This is a genomic window from Streptomyces sp. JHA26, assembly GCF_002005565.1.
Classification (GTDB): Bacteria; Actinomycetota; Actinomycetes; order Streptomycetales; family Streptomycetaceae; genus Streptomyces.
In genome coordinates, this window is sequence record NZ_BDJC01000038.1 from 32,583 (window position 1) to 55,180 (window position 22,598).

A 22,598-nucleotide genomic window follows, 5' to 3' on the forward strand; every position below is an offset into this window, starting at 1 on the left:
GCGCACAGCCGCGTGACGACGGCCGGCAGGCGACCGGGCTTCGTCCAAGTCCCCCCGGCAGCACGTCTGCTCGGTAGAGTCGGGGGTGTCCGACCCGGCTGATCGGTCCTACTTCGGGCACAGGGGGATTGTCATGCCTTCCAGCACATCCTTGTGTTCACGTCGGCGCTGCTTCCGGCGCCCGCTCCGCTCGACTGCGGCTCGGACCGTGCTGCCGGTCCTGGCCCTGGCGGGGATGTTCGCCGGCGGATGCGCCGACACGAGCGGGCCGCCCCGGGCGACGCCCTCGTCTCCGGGCCGGGCGATGCCTCCGGCCTCGTTTCCGCCCGCTCCACCGGCTGCCGCACGGTGTGACGGTGCGGTGCTCGACCACCGGGACATCCGTCATCCCGAGCTCGGGGCGGTCCGCGTGTTCCTGGTCCGGCGTTCCACCTTCCTCGATTCCACGGGGTGCGTCGCAGCCGTCACCGGCAGCGGGCGCGCACTGGCCTCCGTCGACGTGGACATCTACGAGAACGAGCTGCGCTTCGCCGCCCCCGCGACCGACGCCACGGGGAACACCTTCGTGATCTACAACCCTGGTCGCTATGACGGAGTGCTGGTGCTCGTACCCGACGCGGACGGGTTCGAGGACATCGACTGGAGCGACACCAGGGAACACTATTCGGGCGGCCGGTTCGCCTACTACCACGCACGGCTCGCCGGCCCCGGCGAGGACGGCCGCTACACGATCGTCCAGTCCGAGAACTCGTGCACACCCAGCTGCGCCCAAGGCGCCACCACACAGGTGACGTTGCGTTGGAACGGGCACGACTACCTGCCGGTCGGATAATGCCGAAGGGTTCGTCGGCACGGGTGCGCGGGCTCGGTACGGTGTCCGCGGGGCTGCGATCCTCCCTGGCCCGCCGTGGCCGGGTCAGGGCCGAGATCGGGTACGGCGTCTTCCTCTCCTACAGCGGTGACCGCGACCGACAGTGGCTGCCGCACCTGCAACGCGCGATCGAGAAGCAGTCCCGCCCCTGGTACGAGCCACCGCGCATCAGGGTCTTCCTCGACCACAGCGGTGTGTCGATCGGCCCTCGGTTGTGGGCCAAGATCGAGGCCGGTCTCGCCCGCTCGGACTGGCTCGTGGTTCTGGCGTCGCCGGAGGCCAGAGCCTCGGTGTGGGTGGACCGGGAAATCGAGTGGTGGCTGGAGCACAGGTCGGTCGACACCGTCCTGCTCGTCGTCACCGCCGGGCAGCTGGTGTGGGACGAACGGCGGGGCGACTGGGACCCGGAACTGTCGACAGCGCTGCCCGCCCGGTTGGCGGGACGATTCGAGCAGCAACCGGTCTGGAAGTCCGTGGATCCTCGCCGCCTCGGCGGTGACACCGGTTACCTGCCCGATGTCGACGGTGTCGCGTTCGGGATCGCGTCCGTCGTTCGCGGCCTTCCCGAGGACGAACTCAGGTCGGAAGGTCTCCGCGACACCAGACGCAACCTGCGGACGGCCAGGATCACCGCGGCCGTGCTGGGCTTCCTGTTCCTGGTCGCGAGCACGGTGTCGGTGATCGCTGTGGTCGAGCGGGAGGAGGCCGACCGCCAGCGTGATCATGCCGTTGCGCAGCAACTGATCACCCAGAGCTCCCTGCTCGCCACCCGGGACCCCTTCAGCGCCCGGTTGAAGGCGTTGGCGGCGTGGCGTATCGACCCCTCTCCGGAAACCCGTCTCGCGGTTCTCCAGTCCGCCGTCAACGCGGAGTCCGGCCTGTTCCCCCACTCCTGGCCGGTGCGCTCGGTGGCGTTCAGCCCCGACGGCAGGATGGTCGCCTCCGGCGGGGGTGACGGTGTGGTGCGGTTCTGGGACACGGCGACACAGCGGAAGGCGGGGAATCCGCTTGTCGGGCACCACCGGGGCGTCACGTCCATGGTGTTCGGGCCGGGCGGCAGGACGCTGGCCAGTGCGAGCTTCGACGGCACCGTGCGGCTCTGGGACGTCGCCGGCCGCAGGCAGATCGGTGCCCCGTTCAACGCCCACGCAGGGGCTGTCAACGCGGTGGCCCTCAGCCCCGACGGCAAGACCCTCGTCACCGCCGACGACAACGTACGGATGTGGGACGTGGCAACCCACCGTCAGATCGGCGGGCCGCTCGGCGATCGCGCCTCCGGTGCTGCCGCGGTGGCCTTCAGTCCCGACGGCAGGACCCTCGCTACGGCCGGCAGTGGTGTGCAGCTCTGGAACACCGGCACCCGCGCACCGATCGGCAGAACGCTGAGGGGGGACGACGCTCTCGTCAGGTCGGTCGCCTTCAGCCCCGACGGCAGGACCCTCGCGTCCGCCGGCGTCGACGGCGGTGTGCAGCTCCTGGACGTCAGCACCCGGAGCCCGATCGGGAAGCCGCTGGGCCCCCCTGACATGTGGACCGAGTCGGTGGCCTTCAGCCCCGACGGCGCGGTGCTCGCCGCCGGGTACGAAGACGGCAGTGTGCGGCTCTGGGACGTCGTACGGCACACCCAGACGGGGGCGCCCTTCACCGGCCACACCGGTACGGTCAGGGCCGTCGCCTTCAGCCCGGACGGGGCGGTCCTGGCCACTTCGAGTGACGACACCACCGTCCGCCTCCGGGACGTCCGCACGCAGCGGCAGGTCGGCGCACCGCTCGGGATCGGGGAGCACGAGGCGGCAGCACTCAGCCCGGACGGCCGGACCCTGGCCGTCGCGGGCCCCCGTTCCACCGTGCGCTTCTGGGACATCGCCACACGCCGCCAGACCGGTGATCCCCTGCTCCACGGTGATGAGGGCATGTCCTTCACCCTGTCCTTCAGCCCCGACGACGCCGTACTCGCCATCGCCTCCCACGGTGTGCGGCTGTGGGACGTGGCGACCCACCGCTCCGTCGGCGAGCCACTGCCCGCCACGCACGGCGTCACGAACTTCGTCACCTCGGTGGCGTTCAGCCCGGAGGGCAGGACCCTCGCCAGCGCCCGCGCGGATTCTGTGCACCTGTGGAATCTGGCGGCACACCGTTCGACCGGCAGAGCCCTCGACGTCAGCGCGACAAGCGTCGCGTTCAGCCCCGACGGCCGCACCCTGGCCACCGACACGGAGAACGACACCGTGGCGCTCTGGGACGTCGCCACGCACCGCCGGGTCGGTGAGACCCCGGCTCGTCACACCGCGCAGATCACCGCGGTGGCGTTCAGCCCAGACGGCCGGACGTTCGCGACCGCAAGCCGTGACAACACCGTCCGCCTGTGGGACGCGGCCACACGCGAGCAGATCGGAGATGCGCTGACCGGCCATCGTAACGGCGTCACATCTGTTGCGTTCAACCCTGACGGGACGACCCTGGCCACCGGCAGCATGGACCGCACAGTCAGGCTCTGGGATGTCGCCACCGGGCGCGAGATCGGCGATCCGCTCGACGGACACGGTGCCGACGTCACCGGTGTGGCCTTCAGCTCCGGCGGCAGCACGGTGGTCAGCTGGGGCAGCGACGACACGGCACGGGTGTGGAACGTCGAGACGACGGTGGACCCGGTGCGCTCACTCTGCAGATGGGCCAGGGGCGCCTTCACCGCCGACCGGTGGCGTGACGACGTGCCGCCGGGCCCCGCCCCCCGCGCACTCTGCCCGGCGTCCTGAGCAGGTCTTGCCCGCCCGCGCAGGCGGCCCGCCCGCGCTTCTGGGCGACAGCACCCGGTCGGCGAAGACCAGGTCGTACTTCGGGCCGGCACCGGCCGCCCGCCGCCGCGCAGCACCTCGCCGCTCACGCAGTGCCAATTCGCACCGCGACAGCCACGGGTCTGCCAACTCCCCGATCAAATCGCCGAGATGTGCACGGGAGACGCCGCAGAAGGCAGGATGGGACGAGGCCGCACGGGCCCACTTCTTGGTCACACTGGAAGAACCCGTGCGGCCGCTGTCACGTCACGGCCGTAGAAGGCAGCTCGGCGGCCGAGGCGGGGCCCTCGCACCGTCGCAGGTCAGGCTTTCGCAGGAGTGCTCGCCATCGCCCCCGGCGGGCGCATCATGAAGACGTCGATCGGGTCCTGGGCTTCCACGACGAATCCGTGGCGCTCGTAGAGTCGACGGGCAGCACTGCCCTGCAAGACGTTCAAGCCCACGGTCATGCCCTGCGCGTCCGTTCGCTCCAGTACCGTGCGCAACACAGCGGATCCGAGCCCTCGACCCTGACAGTGCGGAGCAAGGTAGAAGTGCTCCAGCCACAGCCTGCCTTCGACGGGCCGGACCGTGACGCATCCTGCGAGCTCACGGTCGATCATGATGATCGACGTGTGCTGCGGGGAGAAGGAGTCCCGCAGCCGCTGCCGTACCCGGTGCTCGTCGTAGCGCCCAAGGCGTTCCAAGTCCGCACGCATGACGGTGGCCCGCAACTCCGCGATCACCTCGATGTCCGCTGCCACCGCAGAACGCAGCACCCAGCCCGTGGCGTGCGTCGACGTGGTCCGTGAAGGCACTGCCCCGTCCGATCGCGTCCCGCTCCCCATCACCCCAGCATCCATGGCCGGAGTATCTCAGTCCACCTGCCCTGAACAGGCACATGGGCATCTCAACCCGAACTACCCAATCTCTCCGCGACCTCAATTGCGGACCGGGTCGTTAGCCTCGCCGGGGTAGAGGTCGGCGATCCGTCGCATCGCCAGTCCGGGCAGGTAGGCGACCTGGCGGCCGGCGTCCCGGGCGACGGTCGGTGGGAGGGCGCCGATGGATGCGGGCAGGCCGGGAGGGACCGTGGCGCGCGACGCACCCGGAGGAGGTGGGGACGGCTGGTCACGACGTGCGCGTCGACCTCGTCGCCCACCGCGCCGGGTTCGGTGCCGGCGTCTCCCAGCGCCGGCACCTCCACGCCGCTGTCGGCGTCACTCCTCAGGCGTACCGCCGCACCTTCGGCAGAAGGTGTCCGCGCAGGTGAACCGGCGGGTCCGCAGGCGCAGCACCACACGCGTTCCGACGCTGGACGCGAGGGACCCCGGCCGGTGGGGCCGGGGTCCCGTGCTGGGGGCGGGCGGCGCGGGGGTCAGTGGCTGCCGGTGAGTTCGCCGGTGAGCTTGCCGTGGAGGTCGGCGCTGGGGTCGTTCAGCCCGGTGATCTCGACGGTCTTGCCGCGCTGCTTGTACTTGGTCTCGATCGCGTCCAGGGCGGCCACGGAGGAGGCGTCCCAGATGTGGGCGGCCGAGAGGTCGATGACGACCTTCTCCGGGTCGCCGGCGTAGTCGAACCGGCCGACGAGGTCGTTGGAGGAGGCGAAGAACAGCTCGCCGGTGACGGAGTAGACGACCGTGCTGCGGTCGGGGTCGGTGACGGCGGTGACCTGGGCGAGGTGGGCGACGCGCTTGGCGAAGACGACCATGGCGGTGATGGTGCCGACGACGACGCCGATGGCGAGGTTGTGGGTGGCGACCACCACGATCACGGTGATGACCATGACGGCGATCTCCCCGGCGGGCATCCGCTTGAGGGTCGCGGGTGCGAGGGAGTGCCAGTCGAAGGTGCCGAAGGCGACCATGACCATGACAGCGACCAGGGCGGCCATGGGGATGTCGGAGACGACCGGGCCGAAGGCGATGCACAGCACCATGAGGAAGGCGCCGGCGAGGAAGGTGGAGACGCGGGTGCGGGCGCCGGAGACCTTCACGTTGATCATGGTCTGACCGATCATGGCGCAGCCGCCCATGCCGCCGAAGAAGCCGGTGACGATGTTGGCGACGCCCTGGCCGATGGACTCGCGGGTCTTGGAGGAGTGGGTGTCGGTGATGTCGTCGACGAGCTTGGCGGTCATCAGCGATTCCATCAGGCCGACCAGCGCCATGGCGAGGGCGTAGGGGGCGATGGTGGTGAGAGTGTCCAGGGTGAAGGGCACGTCCGGCAGGCCGGGCACCGGCAGGGACGACGGCAGGGCGCCCTTGTCGCCGACGGTGGGCACCGCGATCCCGGCGCCGACGGTGATCACGGTGAGGATGACGATGGACACCAGCGGTGCCGGGATCACCTTGGTGACCTTCGGGAAGAACACCATCAGTACCAGCCCGCCGGCGATCAGCGGATAGACGGCCCAGGGCACGTCGTGCATCTCGGGCACCTGCGCCATGAAGATCATGATGGCGAGGGCGTTGACGAAGCCGGTCATCACCGACCGGGGTACGAAGCGCATGAGCCTGGCCACGCCGACCGCGCCGAGGATCACCTGGAAGACGCCGGCCAGGATGACGGTCGCGACCAGGTGGCCCATGCCGTGCTCGCGGTTCACGGGCGCGATGACGAGGGCGACCGCGCCAGTGGCGGCGGAGATCATCGCGCGGCGTCCGCCGACGACGGAGATCGTCACGGCCATGGTGAAGGAGGCGAACAGCCCGATGGCCGGGTCGACACCGGCGATGATCGAGAAGGAGATCGCCTCGGGGATCAGTGCCAGGGCGACGACCAGGCCGGCCAGGATCTCGGTGCGCCAGACCTTCGGGTCGTTCAGCCAGTCCGGCCTGAGGCCGCGCAGCCGCGCGGCGGGAGTCACAGCAGCAGAAGACAAGAGGATGCTCACCTGTCGTGCTCGGGCACACCTCGTCGGCAGGCCGGGGTGTGCGGGAAGGACGCGCGGGAGCCGGGCGGCCTCCCGCGGACGGCCCGCAGGGCGGGCCGGAAGGCGGAGGAAGGTGTGCGAGGCGGGCGACGCGAACGGGCGGCCGGGCGGCTCACATCCGGGGGCGAGGGGTCACGGCGGGCAGGCGGCGGCGATCGGCGTCATGGGCTCGCGCACGCTCTCTCCTGCAAGGATCGGATCTTCGCCGGGGGGCGTCATCGGCCCCGGAACGGCAGCAGCGGGGGCGGCCGGGCCGCCTTCACCTCCGTCAACTCTACCCTAACGTTAGGGTAGAGGTCGGTGGGGTCGTACGGGGCGCGGCCCGTCGCGACGCGAAGAGCCAGGAGAACGGCGTGGACGACAAGCACATGCAGATCGGCGAGGTCGCCGCGCGGACGGAGTTGTCCCTGCGCACCATCCGACACTACGAAGAGACCGGTCTGGTCATCCCCTCCGCCCGGTCCCGAGGTGGCTTCCGGCTCTATACGGAATCCGATGTGCAGCGGCTCATGGTCATCCGCAGGATGAAGCCGCTCGGCTTCACCCTGGACCAGATGCGCGATCTCCTTGACGCCACCGACCGTCTCGACGATGCGGAGCCGGCCGACGGCACCGAACGCGAGGCACTCCTGGAGCGGGTGAAGAGCTACGAGCAGGACGCCGGCCGCAAGATCGACGAGCTGCGCATCCAGCTGGCCCGCGCAGAAGATTTCGCCGCCACTCTCCGCGCCCGCCTCGATGCCGCTTCGCCCGAGCGGGGCGTCTCTGCCTGATCCGCCCTCATCGGCCGGCACCGCACGCCCGCACCTCCGCGCCGGGGCGAGCGGGCTCCGGCCTTCTCGCGGACCGCGGTGGGCTTCGTTCTGACGGACTGTTTCCTGCCTGCGTAATTCGGTTGAGCGGGACGGGGACCGCCGGTGAAGATCCTCGGCATGTTCTCGCGCAGGAATCGCCGCCCGAAGACCCCCGAACTCCTTCAGGCCTGGCAGGCCCTCGACGAGGGGGACGTTCCGGGGGCCCTGCGCCAGTTGCGGCACGGCGCCGACGACCTGCCGTTCGACGAGCTCGCCCTCGTGGTCGCCCGGGCTGCCGGGAGCGCCGGTTTCGACGATCTACGCACCGCCGCCGGCGCCCTGACCTCCCGTCCCGGAAATGTTCGCGCGCTCTATGACTTCGGGTACGCGTGCATCGAGCGTGGCGTGCCCCACCTGGCGATACCCGCCCTGCGCGAGGCGCTGCGGCAGGCGCCGGACTCCGTGGGGATCCTGCGGGAACTTGTCTCGGCGTACGAGCGCGAGGGCCGGCACCGCGAGGCCGTCGACGTGCTCACCGTGCACGAGAGCGGGCTGGTCGACTGGCCGGACCGCTACCTGCTGGTCTTCAACGCCGTCATGGCCGGCGACCTCGCCCTGGCCCGCCGTCATCACGCCCGGCTGCCCGAACCGCAGGACGCGATGTGGCTGCCCGCGCGCGTCCGCCAGCGCGCGATGCTGGAGCGGGCCGCCGGGGCCGGACCGGTGAGCCCGCTGGACGACACCGATCTGCGGGGCTGGCAGTACGTCATCGGTGGCACCGTGCTCACCACCTTGTCCCCCTACGGGTTCGACGCGGGGATGACCGGACGGTTCGCCTGGCTGCAGGACACCCACGACCAGTGCCTGCGTGGGCTGGTGCGGCTGAAGGCGGTCCTCGGCGCCGCCGGGGTACGTCCCACGTCGGTGTCCCTGCTGCCCGACCGGGGCAGCCACATCCTCGGTCTGGCGGCGGCCCGACTGCTGGAACTGCCGGCGGAGCCCTTCGCGCCCGACCGCGAGGACACGGTCGTCGTCGCGTACGACCTGAACGAGGTGGCCGGCACCGAGCAGGGCCCTGAGGTCCTCGGGCGGCTCTTCGAGCGGGCGCCGAACCAGGTCCTGCACGAACACGCGAGCAACTGGACCGATCCGCCCGTGGTCACCGCCGACAGCGTCACCCTGCTGCACCAGTCGGTGACAGCGCCCTGGGAGGAGCGCCTGCGCGTCGGCGAGGACGGCGACGTGGAGCGCTGCGCGCCCGACAGCAGACCTGAGGAAGAGATCGCTGCGGACATCCTGGCTGCCGACGCCACGCCCGACGAGGGGGACGGTGCGACGCCCGCCGACCCGGTCGAGAGGCTCACCGACTTCGTGTCGGCTGTCCGCGACACCTGGCTGCGGGGTGACCGGGCGGGTCTGTCGTCCGCTGGACCGGTGTCCAGCTCCCGCTTTCTCTGACGCCTCACCGGCAAGGGGCCACGTGGCGGCGACCGCGGTCCGTCCGCTGTCGTCATCCCGCCCCGCGTCGACGAAGCCGTCGCCCACATCGCCGGCTTCCGTGCTCTTTCAATCGCCGGCGGTGCTCCGGGGCGCGGCCGGCCGACCGGGACGTGTCGCGTCAGCTCGCCGACACTCCTTTCGCTGGCGTTGACCACGTCTGCTCCGCCAGGTCGAGCGTGCTCGTCGAAAGGGTTGCGTCGGCAGGCGGTGAGGGACGTCGGCGCTGCTGACGTCTCCGCCGCGGAGCCGCTGCCGGTGGTACGGCCGCTGTGTCCTGACCGAGCGCCTGCTTCGGACGTGCTCCGGACGCTGTCGACTACGGGCCCGGAGGAGTGCGGGAGCCGGGGGAAGACCTGCCACCTGCTCGCAGGGCTGCGACCGCGGTCACGGGGTCGTCCGCGTAGAAGCGGAAGACACGGGCCTCGGCATGCTTGCCGAGGACGCGGACGTACCGCACCGGCTCGGTCAGCTCGACGGTGACCGTCGTCAGACCGGCCACAGCCATGTCGGCCACGCCGCTCTCGTCCGGGGCGGCCGGTCCGCCGTTCGGACATGCCCGTTCCGGACGGACAGAGGCTATGCGGTGGGCTGGGATGCGGATGTCCAGCAGGGCGCCGTAGCGCAGGCGCAGCGAGCCGTCGGCTCCGATCACGTGCGGGCGTACCACACATGAGGCGTGCAGGGCGAGAAGGAAGTAACAGCCCCAGATGTCGAGGACGAGGGTGGTGGCGTGCACCACCGGCCAGGGGATCAGGTGGGCGAGGGCGACGGTCTCGACGATACAGACGAAGAGCAGACCGTACATGGTCGCGGTCTGGGCCGACGCGTACGGAACAGCGTGGTCGCCGCCGCGTACGCCGTGCGGGCCGCGGCGGGTCGCCCAGCGCAGGAAGCTGGCCGCGAGGGTGATCTCGTGGCTGATCAGCTTGCGCACGGACGCCGGAACGCTGTCAGCGATCACGGCCAGGAACGCGGAGTGACGGTGGAGGTCCTCTCGGCGGTGCCGCCGGTAGTCGGAGAAAAGCAGTGCGGTCGCCCCGGTCATGAGCGCAAGCACTGCCAGCTCCGTCGCCAGCCATACGACCGGTGCTACTCGCACGCCGCCGACCGCGCACACGAGGATCGCGAGTTCACACGGCGCGATTCCGGCAAAGCCCCAGCGCACAGCCTTTCTCAACGCCTTCACCCGGAACGCTCCTTGAGCAGTTCGACGGCTCGACGCACGGCTGCCGCCTGAGCGGGAGTGAGTTCCGCGATGAGCGCGTCCGCGAAACCACCCTCCTTGCTCGACCCGCCCTCGGTCTCCGCCGCGGTCATCGCCTGCGCCGCCTCGTCCGGGATGCCCTCGACGATGGCCCGGGCGGTCTCCTCCACCTGTGGGTCGTCCTCGGCCGTCTCCGCCAGTGCGTCCATCCGGGCGTATACCGCATAGGCGCGCCGCATGGCCTCGGCGTCGGCACTCAGGCTCTGCCTCATGGCGTGGAGCCAGCCGTGGTCGTCGCCCGGCGAACCGGTCTCCAGCAGGGCCAGCAGTTCCCGCTCCCGGGCCGCCATCGCGGGTTCCGGCCCGGGCAACCGCGCCGAGGCACGGGCCATGTCATCGAAGAAGGCGGCGAGTTCGGGGGAGACCGGTGCTTCGTGGGGCAGTTGGCCGGTCCGCTCGGCCTGTGCGAGAAGCCGGCCCAGGCGGACGCGACGCTGCCGGATCTCCTCCTCCTGGCGGGCCAGGTCCGCGTCCAGCTCGGCGAGGATCTGGACGAGATCCTTGCCCACGTCGTCCGCCAGGACGTCCTTCACTTCGTCCAGGCTCAGTCCGAGCTCGGTCAGACGGCGGATGCGGGCCAGTTCGATGGCGTCGCGCAGCGTGTACTCACGGTATCCGTTGGACTGGCGAGGGGGTTCGGCCAGCAGCCCGATGCGGTGGTAGTGCCGCACTGCCCGGGTGGTGATACCGACGGCTCCCGCGAGCTCTCCGATTCGCATGGCACCAGTAGAAACGTTGTCGCTGCGACAAGGTCAAGCGCTTCCGCTTCGCGGCGGTCGGGACTGCTGCAGGATTCGGTGACACCTGATCTGGCCTGCCGAGAGGCGGGCTGGAAGGGTGGTGCGGTGCCCGAGCCGTGTCCGACGGTGTTCCGCGGGGGCGTCGTGCGGGTCGCGCGCAGCCGCGAGGCCGGCGTCACGCCGGAACAGATCGCCGCCGGCTTCGGCGTCCATCCGGTCACGCTGTCGAAGTGGCCGTGCCGTGCCGGGACCGGTGAGGGCGCCGGGCCCGCGACGACGTCGGGTGAACCGGCCGGACTGTGCGGGGCCCGCAAGCGGATCCGGGGGTCGGAGCAGGAGGACGAGGTGCTCGGTAGGGCTGCGGCGTGTCCGGCGCAGGCCCGCCTGCCGACGAGTCCGTCGGCAGGCGGGCCTGCGGTCCGGGCGCCGCTGCGTTCGCCCGGCCGTCAGGCGGTGACGTTCATACCGGTCAGGATGCGGACCTCGCCCCTTCCGGCACGGGAATCTCCCGCGGGGAACCGGTGGAGCGTGCGGATCAGTCGAACGGTGCGAGGGTCAGCCGGGCCTGCGCGGGATTGCCGTCGTGCACCAGCGACTCGTGGTTGCCCACGTCGTCGAAGGCGAAGGCGTACGCCTTTCCGTCGGTGGTCCGCTCGTGGATGATCCGCGCGTAGTGGTTGGTCACCGGGTCCTGGTAGAAGCCGGACGCCGAGGTGTCCGGCTGGTTCGGGTTGGTCAGCAGCGTGGAGCGGTTGAACCCGGCGCACAGCGTCCGCGAGATGGGGCCGCGGACCGCGTCGTTGGGGGCGTCCAGGAGCCGGTGGCAGCCGAAGACGCTGGACGCGTCGGGCTTCTGGAAGCTCGTCACGACCGCCCCGGCGCCGTTCGTGAAGTTCATGACGCCGCCGGAGACGCGTCCGAAGTACTTGGTGCCCGGCTGGTCGCCGAACGGGGTCACCGTCAGGGTGGTCGTCGTGTACTTGCGCCAGACGCGGTCGATGTAGTCGTTCAGGACGGAGGCGGGCAACGCCCCGGTCTCCAGGCCGTACAGGGGCGACAGTGCCCGCAGGACGGTGCCGTCGGACCGCTTCTGGATCAGGCCCGACCAGCCGGGCTGCGCGCGCAGCGCGTCGAACACCCCGCGGTAGCCGCCCGGCTTGAGCTTGCCGGTGGTGAGCACACCGCCGTCGGAGCGCTGCACGCCGACGGAGTACGGGGCTGAGAACATGTCGACCTGCGTGCTGTTGAGCCACAGGCCCGAGTCGTTGAGTGTGTACTCGGACCAGTTGAACAGGATGTCGCGGTTCGGGTCGCTCGGGTTCTGCACGGCCGGCTGCACCAGGCCGCCCGTGGTCAGCCGGAAGTCGAGCTTGCGGCCGTAGGAGAAGTAGATGCGTCCCGACAGCTTGGGGATGCGGATGGTCCTGGTCTGCCCGGCGGCCGGCCCCGGGATGGAGGCGTCCGGTGCGGGTGTCGGGGGGTTGCCGCCGGCGGGCCAGGCGTGGAAGGTCCCGGCGGCGTCCGCCCAGCCCTGCTGTCCCGTGGTCAGGGACGTGCCGAGGGTGTAGACGTAGACGGCGTCGCCGCGGCCCGAGTCGTTGGTGATCGTCAGAGGGATGGTGTCGGGGACCGCGGCGCTCGCGGGCGGTGCGGGGGCGGCCGTGAGCAGGGCGCCGGTGAGTCCGGCGATGCCGGCCGCGGCGAGCAGTCCGCGGGTGAGGGACGACAGCACTCTCCACCTCCGTGCGGGTGTGGGGGATGGTCCGTACCAATGCGTGAGAGCGCTCTCAGCGTCTCGCTGAGACGCGTACATGTCAATGTCTGCAGAGTGTGCTCGCGGCGCGGCGGGCAACGGATCCTGCCCGGACGCAGCCGGGTGGCCCCACCGCGCGTCACCGACGGAACCGCGCCGTCAGGGCCGGTCCGCCCACGCCGTCTCCCGTGCGCCGGTGGCGGTGGCGAGGTCCGCGGCGAGGGCGTGCAGCCACACCTCCACGTCGACCAGGACCGACAGGGCGTCCGGCGCCGTTCCCGGCAGGGCCGCGGCCGGCAGCGGGGCGACGCGGACCCGGACGCCGCCCTCCGGCAGGTCTGCCGCCGCGAGACTCGCGGATGACACGTCGTCCGCCGCCTCCTCGACCCAGCGCAGGAGAACCGGTGGAAGGTCCGGGGTGCCCTCGGGCGAGGGCAGCCAGTAGGCACCGACCAGCACGCGGGAGCCGTAGTCGAGGCCGGCGAGCCAGTCGGGACCACCGTCGCCCGCGCCGGGAGCGGACTCCGTGCGGTACTGCGCGTAAGCGGCCTCGGCGATGCGCAGCCGATGCAGCACGGGCCAGAAGGGGCCGAGGGTGTCCGACGGGCGGGAGGCGGCGGTCCGGCCGGTCGCGGCCCGAGCGGTGGCCCGCACCAGGGGCGCGGCGGCCCGGAACAGTTGCCCGGCACTGCGCCGCATCTCCGACCGGGCACCGGCGGGCCAGGCCAGCAGGCCGCACACCAGCCCGACCGCGCTGCCGGTCAGCACGTCGACGAGCCGGGCCTCCTCCAGCCGCCAGGTCACCGGGGAGATCTGGGCGAACGCCGTGGAGACGACCAGGGTGAACAGACCCTGCGCCCAGGCCGGACCGCCGACGGGCCCCACCGAGAAGGCCACCACCATCGTCGGCACCAGCAGACACTCGTACACCAGGGTGGCGTCGCCCGCGCCGATGAGGAGCGCGCCGGCGACGACCGCGCCGACCAGGGTGCCGACGGCGGCCGACCGCACAGTGGACCAGGTGGCACCCGCAGTGGTGCGGGCCAGGGTGAGCACGCTCAGCAGGACCCAGAAACCGTGGGACAGATCGAGCGCCCCCGCGACCAGACGGGCGAGGGCGAGCCCCAGCGCCGCACGGACCGCGTTCTGGAAGACGACGGAGCGCGGGGTGAGGTTCCCCCGGATCCGGACCAGCCACAGACGCGGTACCGGGAGCCCGGCGTACCAGAACTGCTCGCGGACCGGCCCCGGCACCGAGCGGCGGGTGCCGGCCGCCAGCGCGGCGGCGGTGCGCGCGGTCACGGCCGACATCGCCACGGTGAGCAGGGTCGAGCGGCGCCGTAGCAGGGCGTGCACGGGGCCGGCGTCCCGCTCCGGGGGCTGCCCGCGTTCGGCCAGGAACTGGGCGGTCATCTCCTCGACCAGCTCCGGACCGGCGGCGGGAGGTTCCCCACGCAGTTCGGCCGCGGTGTCGGCGCAGGCCGCCGCGATCCCGCGCAGCAGGGTCAGCGACGCCGTGTCGGCAGGGCACGAGGGCAGCCGGGCGAGTACGGCGAGCTGGTCGAGCAGGCGACGCGTCGCCGAAGCCGCCTGGGCCAGCGCCCGGTCCCTCGGGCCCGCCCCGGTGGGCCTGGTGCCCGGCGACTGCCGGGAGAAGCGCAGATCCCGGCCCGTCGCGCTCAGCCGCGCGGCCAGACCCGGGGGCAGGCGGTCCGCCCGGGCGAGCAGGCTTGCGGCACGGGCCGCCAGGTCGAGGGCGTCGGCGGTCCGCCCGCGGTAGGGCCGGTGCCGCGGCTGCGCGAACAGCAGCAGTTCGCACAGGGCCAGCGCGGCCGCGCCGAGCGCCAGTCCCGCCAACCGCTCGGGGAGGGTGCCCGGGGCGTAGGGAGGGAAGCAGGCCAGGATGTAGCAGAGCTGGAGCCCGGGCACGACACCCGCGAGCCGGGGGGCGCAGGACGCCGAGAGCACCAGCGCGAACCCGACCAGGAACATGCCGGCGGCGGACGTCCAGGCCGCGCCCGCGAGGGCGGTGCCGAGGCAGACCAGGGCGGCGGCCCCCGGAGCCACCCGCGACACGGTCCCCGCGCGATGGCGGCCCCCGCCGGGCAGGGGCGACAGGATGCCGAAGGCGATCGGTGTGAACAGGCCGTAGAGCGCGACGACGGGCTGGTCCAGCAGATGTGCCGCGGGATAGAACGCGGCGGCCGCCGCGACGGTGACGCGCACCGCGCGCCGTCCCGCGCCGAACGATGCGGCCGGCGACGGCAGTTTCCCCATGGGCGTCCCTCCTCGAGGGCCAGAGCGGGCGCCGGCCCGCCGGTGCGCGGTCCGCACGGCGACACATCATGCCGAGGCGCGGCCGCCCGGACCGGCCGCCGCACAGGCGTCCCTGCCGGTCTCGCCCGACCGGCGCAGCGGCGGCGCCCCGGCGTGCGGTACGGCGGACCGTGCGGTAAGGCGGACCGTGCGGCCGCGCGCGGAACGAAGGGTGCGCGGCCGTCGCCCCGTGTGCGGCCGGTACGTCTCCACCCGCGGTCCCGAGGACCTCGCCCGGCGGTTCCGGATCACCGACCGGGGCGTCGGCGGCACGCCGGCACCGAGCTGCCGGCAGCCGGCGCGCCGGATCCCACCGCCGCGACCGCCTGCCCGACACCTGCCGCGCCGTCGTCGGCCTCGTGTCCGGCCGCACCCAGTTGCCGGAGGCCCGCACTTCACCACGCGGACCCGCTCGTGCCCTCATCCTCCGTCGAAGCGGCGCCCGGTCAAGGGCCCGACGGGCACACCCCGACGGTCGGGCCGATGACGAGTCACCTCCCGCGCACGCCCTCGTACCGTGGCCCGACCGACCTGCTGCAACGCACCACGGCCCGAGGAGGCGTCCCCGTCTCCGGCCCCACCTGGACCGGGCACTTGTCACCACGGTGGCCGGGTCCCTCACCCGCGAGAACCCGCGGACCGGCCGGTGGACGAGGCAGCCGGCTCGGTGACCTGGCCCGGCCTGGCCGCCTCAACAGGTGTGTTGTGCAGCCGAGCAGCACCTGTGCGATCCTTCTGCCACTCCTCCGAAAGGTCTGACCCGATGCTCGGCATGGTTGTCTGGGACGTCCGCTCCCGCGCTTCGACGCGCGAGCGGTAACGGCCACCTGCCTCAACGCACGCGCCTGTCCGCCGGGCAGGCGTGGGTTCGGTCTGCTCCTCGTCGAAGTGCTCTTCGTGCCCCTGCACGTTCGACCACGAGGAGTACCTGGTGTCCACCATCCACTGGACCGAGAACCACACCCGCCGGTCCGCCCGCTGGCATTCCGAGAACGCCTCCCCTCTCCCCCGGCGGATCGTCGTCGCCGACGACCGGACGAAGGCGAACGACGCCTACCGGCAGGCGTGCGAGGGAACGGCTCTGCTCTGGCAGGGCGACTTCCACAACGCCCGGCAGCTCCTGCGGGCGATGGGCCGCCGCCTCGACCGCAGAGCACCCGGCCCCGGCACTTCCCCGAGCGAGACCTTCCGCCTGCACCGGCGTACCACCGGTCACCGCGCCCGTGTCCTCGGAAAGCTCCTGGTGCTGCTGGAGGACGACTACAGGCCGGCGTTGCGCCGGGCTCCTGACGTCCGTCAGGCGTGCCTGGAGGCCTACGGCCCCTCGAAGGGCCCCGTCGCGGTCTCCCTGCGCGAACTGCTGGGAGTGATCGGCGCTCACCAGTGGCGCCTGAAAGGGGTCGACGTGCCGGCGCTCGGCGCCCGCGTCCATCCCCACTATGGGGTGTTCGCGCCCGTCAGAGGCGAGTACGTCGACCTGGTCGCCCGCGCGCCGCTCCCTCCGGCGATCCGGCACCGTCCCGCCACCGGCACGGCATTCGACCTGGGCACGGGAACCGGTGTCCTCGCCGCGGTCCTGGCCCACCGCGGCGTCCGGCATGTCGTGGCCACCGACATCAGCCCACGCGCCCTGGCCTGCGCCAGGGAAAACGTCCACCGGCTCGCGTTGACCGACCGTGTCGAGGTGTCGGGGCCCGGCCTGTTCCCCGAGGGCCGCGCCGACCTCGTCGTGTGCAACCCGCCCTGGCTGCCCGCCCGACCGACCGGTCCCCTCGAGCAAGGCGTCTACGACCCGGACGGCACCATGCTCCACGGCTTCCTCGCCGGGCTGTCCGCCCACCTCCGGCCGGGCGGCGAGGGCTGGCTCGTCCTGTCCGATCTGGCGGAACACCTCGGCCTCCGGACACGTCGGCACCTGCTCGACGCCGTCCGGGCGGCGCACCTCCGCGTCGTGGACAGGATCGACACGAGGCCCCGGCACCCGCGCGCCAAGGACGCCACCGACCCGCTCCACACGGCACGAAGCGCGGAAGTCACGTCCCTCTGGCGCCTGACGGCATGACCGGTACCGGAAAGCCGCGCAACGGCATCCCGCTTCTCCGTCGGCCGGCTCTCCGTCGACCAGGTGAGTGCATCCCGTGGGCGACCGAGGTGCCTGTGGCAAGCTCGGGCCGCATGGACTGCACTTTCTGCCGGCTCATCCGAGAAGACGGCGCGCGGTGGGTGGCCCGTGCTTCCCAGGCCTGCGCGTTCTCCCCCTTGGACCCTTTGGCGCCCGGCCACACACTGGTGGTTCCGACACGGCACTACGCGGACGTCTTCGACACTCCGCACGACGTGCTCGCCGCGACCACAGCACTGGTGAAGCGGGTGGCCTGGGCGCTGAAGACCGCCTTGGAGGCTTCGGGCGTGAACATCTTGAACGCCAGCGGTCCCGGCTCGGAACAGTCCGTGCCGCACCTTCACTTCCACGTCGTCCCACGGTGGGTGGACGACGGGATCTCGACCTGGCCGTCCGGGCGGTCCGGGCACCGGGTGGTGGGTGACCCCGGTGCGAGGCTCGCCGAACTGCTGGCAGGAGGGCAGCACCAGGAAGGGTGACCCGGCCCCGGAAGCCGCGCTCACGTCTCCGACGGCGCCGCTTTCCGGGTCTGTCCTCGTCGGCCGCCGGTGGCGTTCGCCCGGATCTCCTCGGTGGCCGCGCGGAAGGCGGGTGCGGCGCGGGCGAAGTAGTCGAAGAGGATCGCGCGCTGTTCGGGGGTGTAGTGGGCGAGGACTTCGGCCACGTGGCGGCGGGCGGGGCCGACCACGTCCTCGATGCGTTCCAGGGCGCCGGGGACCGGTTCGACGATCACGCGCCTGCGGTCGTCGGGGTCTGCCGTCCGGCGGGCGAAGCCGGCCTTTTCCAGGCGGTCGATCAGGCGGGTGGTGGCGCCGGTGGTCAGCCCGGTGCGGGTGGCGAGCTCTCCCGAGGAGAGTGTGCCGTGGAAGGTGACGAGGCTCAGCGCGTACCACTCCGAGGTGTGCAGACCTGCGGCTTCCGCGCTGGCCAGGCCTTGCAGCCCCACCGCGTCCAGGTACTGACGGAAGATCACGTGCTCACTGCTTCCGTCGGCTGTGATTGCGCTCACCGGGATCACCCCTTACATTTATCTGCACATGAGCAGATTCTTATCGCGTGCAGTTTCTGTTCGATCCTAACGAATGAGGGAGTGATCCACCATGCAGGGTCAGCAGCAGGAGACGGCCGAGGTGAAGGCGGTACTGGACGGCCTGGTCGCCGCCTGGGACCGCAACGACGCGGAGGCGTACGGCGCGCTGTTCACCGAGGACGCCAGCTACCTCACCTTCACCGGCACCGTGTACCGGGGCCGGCGCGACATCGTGGAGAGCCACCGCGCGCTGTTCGCCGCGTTCCTCAAGGGCACGAAGCTCGCCGACGAGGTCCTCGACATCCGCTTCTACGGACCGGATGCGGCCGTCGTCAACGGCCGGGGCGACACCTACAAGGGCAAGCGGCCGCACAGGCTCGGCAAGGTGCAGACGTACACGCTGATCCGGGACACCGACGGCCGGTGGCGCGTCGCCGCCTTCCAGAACACCCGGCGCAAGCCGGTCATGGAGAGGATCACGTTCACCTTCTCCCCCGGCACCGCCCCCCTGGCGCGGGAGTAAGGGCCCGAAGCGCGCCTCGACCGGGTTCGTCCAGAACGCGTGCGTCGGGTGAAGCACGGCCCGACCTCGTTCCGGGCTGTGCCGCGCGGGATGTGTCGCCGACATCCGCCGCCCGCTCACCCGCCCGCCTCGGTCACCTGCAGACGAAGCGGACGCGGTGAGCCTTTCCCACCCGGCCCGTGCGGTTCGGGCACACCGTCACGGAGCTCATGCCTTTCTGAGGGTGATCGCCTGCGTGATGGCCGCGCCGGTCGCCAGGAGGCCTGCGGCGACGGCGAGCAGGACCCCCGTGGGCACCAGGGCATCCGTCGAGTCCGGGGCGTTCTGCAGGTGGGTGAGCATGATGTTGACCGGGGAGACGCCTTTGCCCAGCAGCGCGGCCAGCAGGAGTGCCAGGGCGAGGGCGGCATCGACGAAGTACTGCTCGTCGGCGCCGTGGACGAGGCCGAGGACGACGCCCTGGCCGAGGCCGACGGACAGCGCCCTGAGAGCGGTGGCCAGGCGCTGTGCCTGATGCGGCGTGACAGTGCCCTCGTTGTGGGACCTGCCGGTGAACAGCGCGATCGGGCGACGTTCTTGTGCCTGTACTCGGGGTCCGGCCGTGGGGCGGCTCGACGCCTTCGTCTGGGGCGCCTCACGGACGCCACTTCATGGCAGGCGAGCGGCGGCGCGAGAGGGGAGGCCGTCGGCGTGCGGTCGCTCCCGTCCCGTCAGGAGCCCCGTTCGAGGCGGTGTGCGAGGTGGAGCAGGTCCGCCAGGTGCAGCACCCGTCGGCCGAAGCCGGGGAGGGGAACGTGGAGCGGCTGGGTCCAGCGTGGGGGTATGGCGTCCAGGCCGTAGGAGGCGCCCGCGAGACCGCCGGTCACCGCGGCGACGGTGTCGGTGTCGCCGCCGAGGTCGATCGCCGCGCGTATCGCGTCCTCGAAGCCGTTGGTGGTGCGCAGGGCCCAGACGGCGGAGCCCAGGCAGGGCCAGACGGCGCCGTTGAACTCGGTCGCCTGCCCGGGATGCCAGTCGGGCGCGAGGACGGTGGCGTAGCGGGCGCGGTGGTCGGGGTGGACGGCGGCGAGAGTGTGCGGGAGCGCGGCGAGGGGGTCGGTGCCCTCGAGGGCGAGGCGGATGAGTTCGTGGAAGATCGCGGTGCCTTCCCAGGCCGCGCGGTCGCCGTGGGTGAGGGCCGCGATGCGGCGGGCCGCGTCCATGGTGGCCTCATGGCCGGCGGCGGCGAAGTAGACCGCGGAGGTCGAGGCCCGCATCAACGAGCCGTTCCCCGCTGCTCGCCGGTTGACCTGGAAGTGGACCGCTGCGGCGAGGTCCCAGGGCATGCCGTTGGTCAGGACGTCCTCGGTCTGCAGGCCGATGTCCTTCGGTTCCGCTGCCGCCCACCGCTGGAAGCGGGCGAAGACGTCCGGCAGATCCAGTCCGCCCCGCTCCAGCAACGACTCCGCCACCAGGACGGCCATCTGCGTGTCGTCCGTGGCCTCGCCGGGATCCCAGCCGCCGCCTCCGCACATCTCGCCCCCGACGCCCGGCACGGGGAACCGCGCCGAGAACGCGCCTTCGGGACCGAACTCGAAAGGGCCGCCCAGGGCGTCACCCACCGCCGCGCCGACGACCGCGCCGACGGCCCGCTGGGTTCGCTTCATCCGCGCAGGCTATCCATGCCGCGCCGCACCGCGTGGCCCCCGGGTGCGGTTGAAGTCCGCGTGTTCCTGCCCGGCAGCGGCTGTCGGGACGGATCCCCGCACGGGCCCGCGCTACCGCGGCCGCCGCCCCGACGGGCGGGGCCGACGACGGCGAGGTTCCCGATGTCTCGCCCGGCCAAGGACCACACGCCCTCGGTCGGGTCGAGGCCGGGCGCGTGGGCGGGCGGCTGGGCGACGGTGGGCCATGCGGCGTTCGCGTCCATGAACTCGCGCAGGGGCTTCGTCGGGTGCAGCCGGGCGCTGTCCCGGACCGGCACGATCGGCCCGCGCCCCTGCGCGTGTCCCACAGACCGGGGTTACCGGGATGACGGCGTCGGACGGGCCGGGCCGGCCGAGGCCCCCTTCCGTGCCCACGTCAGCACCTCCTCGGCGTCCAGCCCCGTGACCCAGACGTCGGCGTGGCCGGTGTCACCGTCGTTCGGCAGCGGTCCCACCCCGATCACCCGCAGACCCGCGCGCCACGCCGACTCGATCCCGGTGAGGGAGTCCTCGACGGCCAGGGCGGCCGCCGGAGGGACGCCGCACAGGCGCGCCGCCGTGCTGTAGACGTCGGGCCACGGTTTGGGCCGCACCAGCCGACCCTCCTCGTCCTGCGCCGCCGCCCTCACCACCTCCTCCGCGCCGGGCTCGCCCGGCATCACCGTGGGCACGACGACGTGGCGGAAGTACCGGCGCAGTCCGGCGCGGCCGAGGCTCTCGTCCACCACCTCCAGCGGGCAGTTGCTGGCCACCGCCAGCGGAACCCGGCGAGCGCACAGCCGTACGAACTCGGCGGCGCCCGGCATGGTCAGCGGGTCCTCCGCGACGAGGGACAGGAAGTGGCCGAGGAGCGCCGCCGTCAGCTCCGCGGCCAGTTCGGGCTTGTTCGTCTCCCGGGCCATGAGGCGCCCGCAGTCGACGTAGTGCACGCCCTTGGCGCGTTCCGCGAAGCCCGGCGGCGGCAGCAGTCCGAACTCGCGGAAGGCGCGGTTGCGGGCGTCCTGCCAGTGGCGTTCGGTGTCCATCAGGGTTCCGTCGCAGTCGAAGACGACGGCCTCGGGGAACCAGTTCGGCAGAAAACGTGACGTCGGTGCCACGGGGGCCTCCTGGGGGCGAGCGGTCACGCGCGTCGCGGGACCGCGGAGCGAAGTGCTGCGGCCTCCCGGGGCGGGCCTCCAGGGCCGTCGCCGTTCCGTCGTCGGTCCCTTCGACCGGAACGATTCGCATGTCGGGGCATCAGCCGCAAAAGGAAAACATTGCGACGACTACGTTATTTCGGCCTCGAAAGGCAGCGCAATCACTACTTCGAGTGCTCGACCGCGACACGGAAAAGGTGTATGCGACCTTTGGCGACGAGTCCGGATCCGCGTTTCCGGATTCGCCAACGCGTCTCGGAAAAAAGGGACTTGATGCGGTCTCCTGTGGCGCGCGCACTCCGCCGACGTGCGACGATGACGTCGACCGACAGGGCGGGAATCAACCCTGAGGAGTCACTTGCCACTCGCGCGCGTGCACATTCGAAAAAATGCGCAATAACAACGTGTGGTTGACGCCTGTTTGCTCCAGGCGTACGCGGGCGCACTACATTTTCCGTCGTTCATCCCACAACGAGCCGAGGGGCACGGGACCGTGCAGGAACGGGCCAGAGAAACCCGCAGATCACTCATGGAGGCGGCCGCCTACCTCTTCGCTCGGCAGGGGTACGCGGGAACCAGCGTCAACGAGATATGCGCCCGGTCCGGGCGGACCAGCGGCTCGGTCTACTTCCACTACACCAACAAGGAAGGCATCGCCCTCGCCGTCGTCCGCGACGGCTTCGCCACCTGGCCCGGCCTCGCCGCGCGGTACGACGACCGGACCGTGCCGCCGCTCGACCGCCTCGTCGCCCTGAGCTACGCGATCGCCCACGCCCTCGCCGAGGACCCTCTGACGCGCGCGGGCGCCCGTCTGTGGGCGGAGCGCGACACCATCAACGCGCGGCTTCCCGACCCCTTCGTCCTCTGGACGGCCGCGGCCACGCGGTTGCTCGCCCAGGCCCGCACCGAGGGTCACCTGGCCGCCCACGTCCGTCCGGCCTCCACCGCCCGCACGCTGGTCCGCGCCTTCTTCGGCTTCTGCGCCCTCACCGAGGCGCTGGAAGGGCCGGACGTCCTCACCGGCCGCCTCGCCGACTGGTGGCACCTGACCCTTCCCTCGCTCCAGCGGGACCCGCGCCCGGCGCGCGTCCCGGTGCCGCACCGCACGGGGAGCGGGTCCCGCCCGTGAGGCGCCGGCCCGGTGCCGTCCGGCCG

Annotated in this window: 18 protein-coding genes and 2 pseudogenes; 9 read left to right on the top strand and 11 right to left on the bottom strand. The window is 72.0% G+C overall.

Annotated features, from left to right (window positions below; genetic code table 11):
- Positions 1 to 361: 361 nt before the first annotated feature.
- Positions 362 to 832, top strand: coding sequence for a hypothetical protein (locus JHAT_RS22455; protein WP_077800049.1), 471 nt, complete (start codon positions 362 to 364; stop codon positions 830 to 832).
- The gene (locus JHAT_RS22460) at positions 832 to 3,627 is read left to right on the top strand and encodes a TIR domain-containing protein (protein ID WP_077800050.1); all 2,796 of its coding nucleotides are present in this window, start codon (positions 832 to 834) and stop codon (positions 3,625 to 3,627) included. Before JHAT_RS22455 ends, JHAT_RS22460 begins: the two co-directional genes overlap by 1 nt.
- A gap of 341 nt (positions 3,628 to 3,968) precedes the next feature.
- On the opposite strand, the gene JHAT_RS22465 is transcribed toward JHAT_RS22460, so the two are convergent.
- Together JHAT_RS22465 and JHAT_RS35985 are read right to left on the bottom strand one after the other, a co-directional pair.
- Positions 3,969 to 4,508: a GNAT family N-acetyltransferase gene (locus JHAT_RS22465; protein WP_077800051.1), complete on the bottom strand. Its 540-nt coding sequence runs from the start codon at positions 4,506 to 4,508 to the stop codon at positions 3,969 to 3,971.
- Positions 4,509 to 4,589: 81 nt separating this feature from the next.
- Positions 4,590 to 4,721, bottom strand: a pseudogene (locus tag JHAT_RS35985) (IS110 family transposase); the annotation flags it as partial.
- A 59-nt stretch (positions 4,722 to 4,780) separates the two neighbouring features.
- Here JHAT_RS35985 and JHAT_RS35410 point away from each other — a divergent pair.
- A pseudogene (locus JHAT_RS35410) lies at positions 4,781 to 4,918 on the top strand (AraC family transcriptional regulator); the annotation flags it as partial.
- Between the two features lie 105 nt (positions 4,919 to 5,023).
- Here the strand turns inward: JHAT_RS35410 and JHAT_RS22470 are convergent.
- Positions 5,024 to 6,529 carry a SulP family inorganic anion transporter gene (locus JHAT_RS22470; protein ID WP_077800072.1) on the bottom strand — a complete coding sequence of 502 codons (1,506 nt, stop codon included), beginning with the start codon at positions 6,527 to 6,529 and terminating at the stop codon, positions 5,024 to 5,026.
- Between the two features lie 404 nt (positions 6,530 to 6,933).
- Between JHAT_RS22470 and JHAT_RS22475 the strand changes: the two genes are divergently transcribed.
- Positions 6,934 to 7,353, top strand: a complete 420-nt coding sequence (locus JHAT_RS22475; RefSeq protein ID WP_171991007.1) for a MerR family transcriptional regulator — start codon at positions 6,934 to 6,936, stop codon at positions 7,351 to 7,353.
- Between the two features lie 159 nt (positions 7,354 to 7,512).
- On the top strand, positions 7,513 to 8,832 hold the full coding sequence (locus JHAT_RS22480; protein WP_077800074.1) for a hypothetical protein: 1,320 nt from the start codon (positions 7,513 to 7,515) through the stop codon (positions 8,830 to 8,832).
- Positions 8,833 to 9,190: 358 nt separating this feature from the next.
- Here the strand turns inward: JHAT_RS22480 and JHAT_RS22485 are convergent, their stop codons facing one another.
- The 4 genes from JHAT_RS22485 to JHAT_RS22505 all read right to left on the bottom strand — a co-directional run bounded on the left by JHAT_RS22485 (position 9,191) and on the right by JHAT_RS22505 (position 14,908).
- Positions 9,191 to 9,931 carry a hypothetical protein gene (locus JHAT_RS22485; protein ID WP_253195572.1) on the bottom strand — a complete coding sequence of 247 codons (741 nt, stop codon included), beginning with the start codon at positions 9,929 to 9,931 and terminating at the stop codon, positions 9,191 to 9,193.
- 125 nt (positions 9,932 to 10,056) lie between these two features.
- Positions 10,057 to 10,857, bottom strand: a complete 801-nt coding sequence (locus tag JHAT_RS22490) for a MerR family transcriptional regulator (protein ID WP_077800053.1) — start codon at positions 10,855 to 10,857, stop codon at positions 10,057 to 10,059.
- Between the two features lie 556 nt (positions 10,858 to 11,413).
- Positions 11,414 to 12,610: a glycoside hydrolase family 64 protein gene (locus JHAT_RS22500; RefSeq protein ID WP_077800054.1), complete on the bottom strand. Its 1,197-nt coding sequence runs from the start codon at positions 12,608 to 12,610 to the stop codon at positions 11,414 to 11,416.
- A 180-nt stretch (positions 12,611 to 12,790) separates the two neighbouring features.
- Positions 12,791 to 14,908 (bottom strand): FUSC family protein, encoded by a 2,118-nt coding sequence (locus tag JHAT_RS22505; protein ID WP_077800055.1) that lies wholly within the window; start codon positions 14,906 to 14,908, stop codon positions 12,791 to 12,793.
- A gap of 970 nt (positions 14,909 to 15,878) precedes the next feature.
- On the opposite strand from JHAT_RS22505, the gene JHAT_RS22510 reads away from it, so the two are divergent.
- Positions 15,879 to 17,009: a class I SAM-dependent methyltransferase gene (locus JHAT_RS22510; protein WP_077800056.1), complete on the top strand. Its 1,131-nt coding sequence runs from the start codon at positions 15,879 to 15,881 to the stop codon at positions 17,007 to 17,009.
- Between the two features lie 113 nt (positions 17,010 to 17,122).
- Complete coding sequence (locus JHAT_RS22515) at positions 17,123 to 17,548, top strand: HIT family protein (protein ID WP_077800057.1); 426 nt, start codon at positions 17,123 to 17,125, stop codon at positions 17,546 to 17,548.
- A gap of 20 nt (positions 17,549 to 17,568) precedes the next feature.
- Here JHAT_RS22515 and JHAT_RS22520 read toward each other — a convergent pair whose 3' ends face one another.
- Positions 17,569 to 18,078 carry a MarR family winged helix-turn-helix transcriptional regulator gene (locus JHAT_RS22520; protein WP_253195573.1) on the bottom strand — a complete coding sequence of 170 codons (510 nt, stop codon included), beginning with the start codon at positions 18,076 to 18,078 and terminating at the stop codon, positions 17,569 to 17,571.
- A 91-nt stretch (positions 18,079 to 18,169) separates the two neighbouring features.
- On the opposite strand from JHAT_RS22520, the gene JHAT_RS22525 reads away from it, so the two are divergent.
- The gene (locus JHAT_RS22525; protein WP_077800058.1) at positions 18,170 to 18,622 is read left to right on the top strand and encodes an SgcJ/EcaC family oxidoreductase; all 453 of its coding nucleotides are present in this window, start codon (positions 18,170 to 18,172) and stop codon (positions 18,620 to 18,622) included.
- A gap of 207 nt (positions 18,623 to 18,829) precedes the next feature.
- Here JHAT_RS22525 and JHAT_RS35770 read toward each other — a convergent pair whose 3' ends face one another.
- The 3 genes from JHAT_RS35770 to JHAT_RS22540 form a co-directional block, all read right to left on the bottom strand.
- Positions 18,830 to 18,964, bottom strand: coding sequence for a hypothetical protein (locus tag JHAT_RS35770; RefSeq protein WP_290439811.1), 135 nt, complete (start codon positions 18,962 to 18,964; stop codon positions 18,830 to 18,832).
- A gap of 368 nt (positions 18,965 to 19,332) precedes the next feature.
- Positions 19,333 to 20,268: an ADP-ribosylglycohydrolase family protein gene (locus tag JHAT_RS22535; RefSeq protein ID WP_077800059.1), complete on the bottom strand. Its 936-nt coding sequence runs from the start codon at positions 20,266 to 20,268 to the stop codon at positions 19,333 to 19,335.
- Positions 20,269 to 20,624: 356 nt separating this feature from the next.
- Positions 20,625 to 21,404: an HAD family phosphatase gene (locus JHAT_RS22540; protein ID WP_077800060.1), complete on the bottom strand. Its 780-nt coding sequence runs from the start codon at positions 21,402 to 21,404 to the stop codon at positions 20,625 to 20,627.
- Between the two features lie 532 nt (positions 21,405 to 21,936).
- Between JHAT_RS22540 and JHAT_RS22545 the strand changes: the two genes are divergently transcribed.
- A complete protein-coding gene (locus JHAT_RS22545) occupies positions 21,937 to 22,572 on the top strand; it encodes a ScbR family autoregulator-binding transcription factor (RefSeq protein WP_077800061.1) in 636 nt (211 codons plus the stop codon).
- Positions 22,573 to 22,598 lie beyond the last annotated feature (26 nt).

Excerpts from the sequence above, each read along its gene's own strand:
- JHAT_RS22460 (WP_077800050.1), top strand. The coding sequence starts at position 832 with ATGCCGAAGGGTTCGTCGGCACGGGTGCGCGGGCTCGGTACGGTGTCC.
- JHAT_RS22465 (WP_077800051.1), bottom strand. The coding sequence starts at position 4,508 with ATGGATGCTGGGGTGATGGGGAGCGGGACGCGATCGGACGGGGCAGTG.
- JHAT_RS22480 (WP_077800074.1), top strand. The coding sequence starts at position 7,513 with ATGTTCTCGCGCAGGAATCGCCGCCCGAAGACCCCCGAACTCCTTCAG.
- JHAT_RS22490 (WP_077800053.1), bottom strand. The coding sequence starts at position 10,857 with ATGCGAATCGGAGAGCTCGCGGGAGCCGTCGGTATCACCACCCGGGCA.
- JHAT_RS22505 (WP_077800055.1), bottom strand. The coding sequence starts at position 14,908 with ATGGGGAAACTGCCGTCGCCGGCCGCATCGTTCGGCGCGGGACGGCGC.
- JHAT_RS22515 (WP_077800057.1), top strand. The coding sequence starts at position 17,123 with ATGGACTGCACTTTCTGCCGGCTCATCCGAGAAGACGGCGCGCGGTGG.
- JHAT_RS22525 (WP_077800058.1), top strand. The coding sequence starts at position 18,170 with ATGCAGGGTCAGCAGCAGGAGACGGCCGAGGTGAAGGCGGTACTGGAC.
- JHAT_RS35770 (WP_290439811.1), bottom strand. The coding sequence starts at position 18,964 with ATGCTCACCCACCTGCAGAACGCCCCGGACTCGACGGATGCCCTGGTG.
- JHAT_RS22535 (WP_077800059.1), bottom strand. The coding sequence starts at position 20,268 with ATGAAGCGAACCCAGCGGGCCGTCGGCGCGGTCGTCGGCGCGGCGGTG.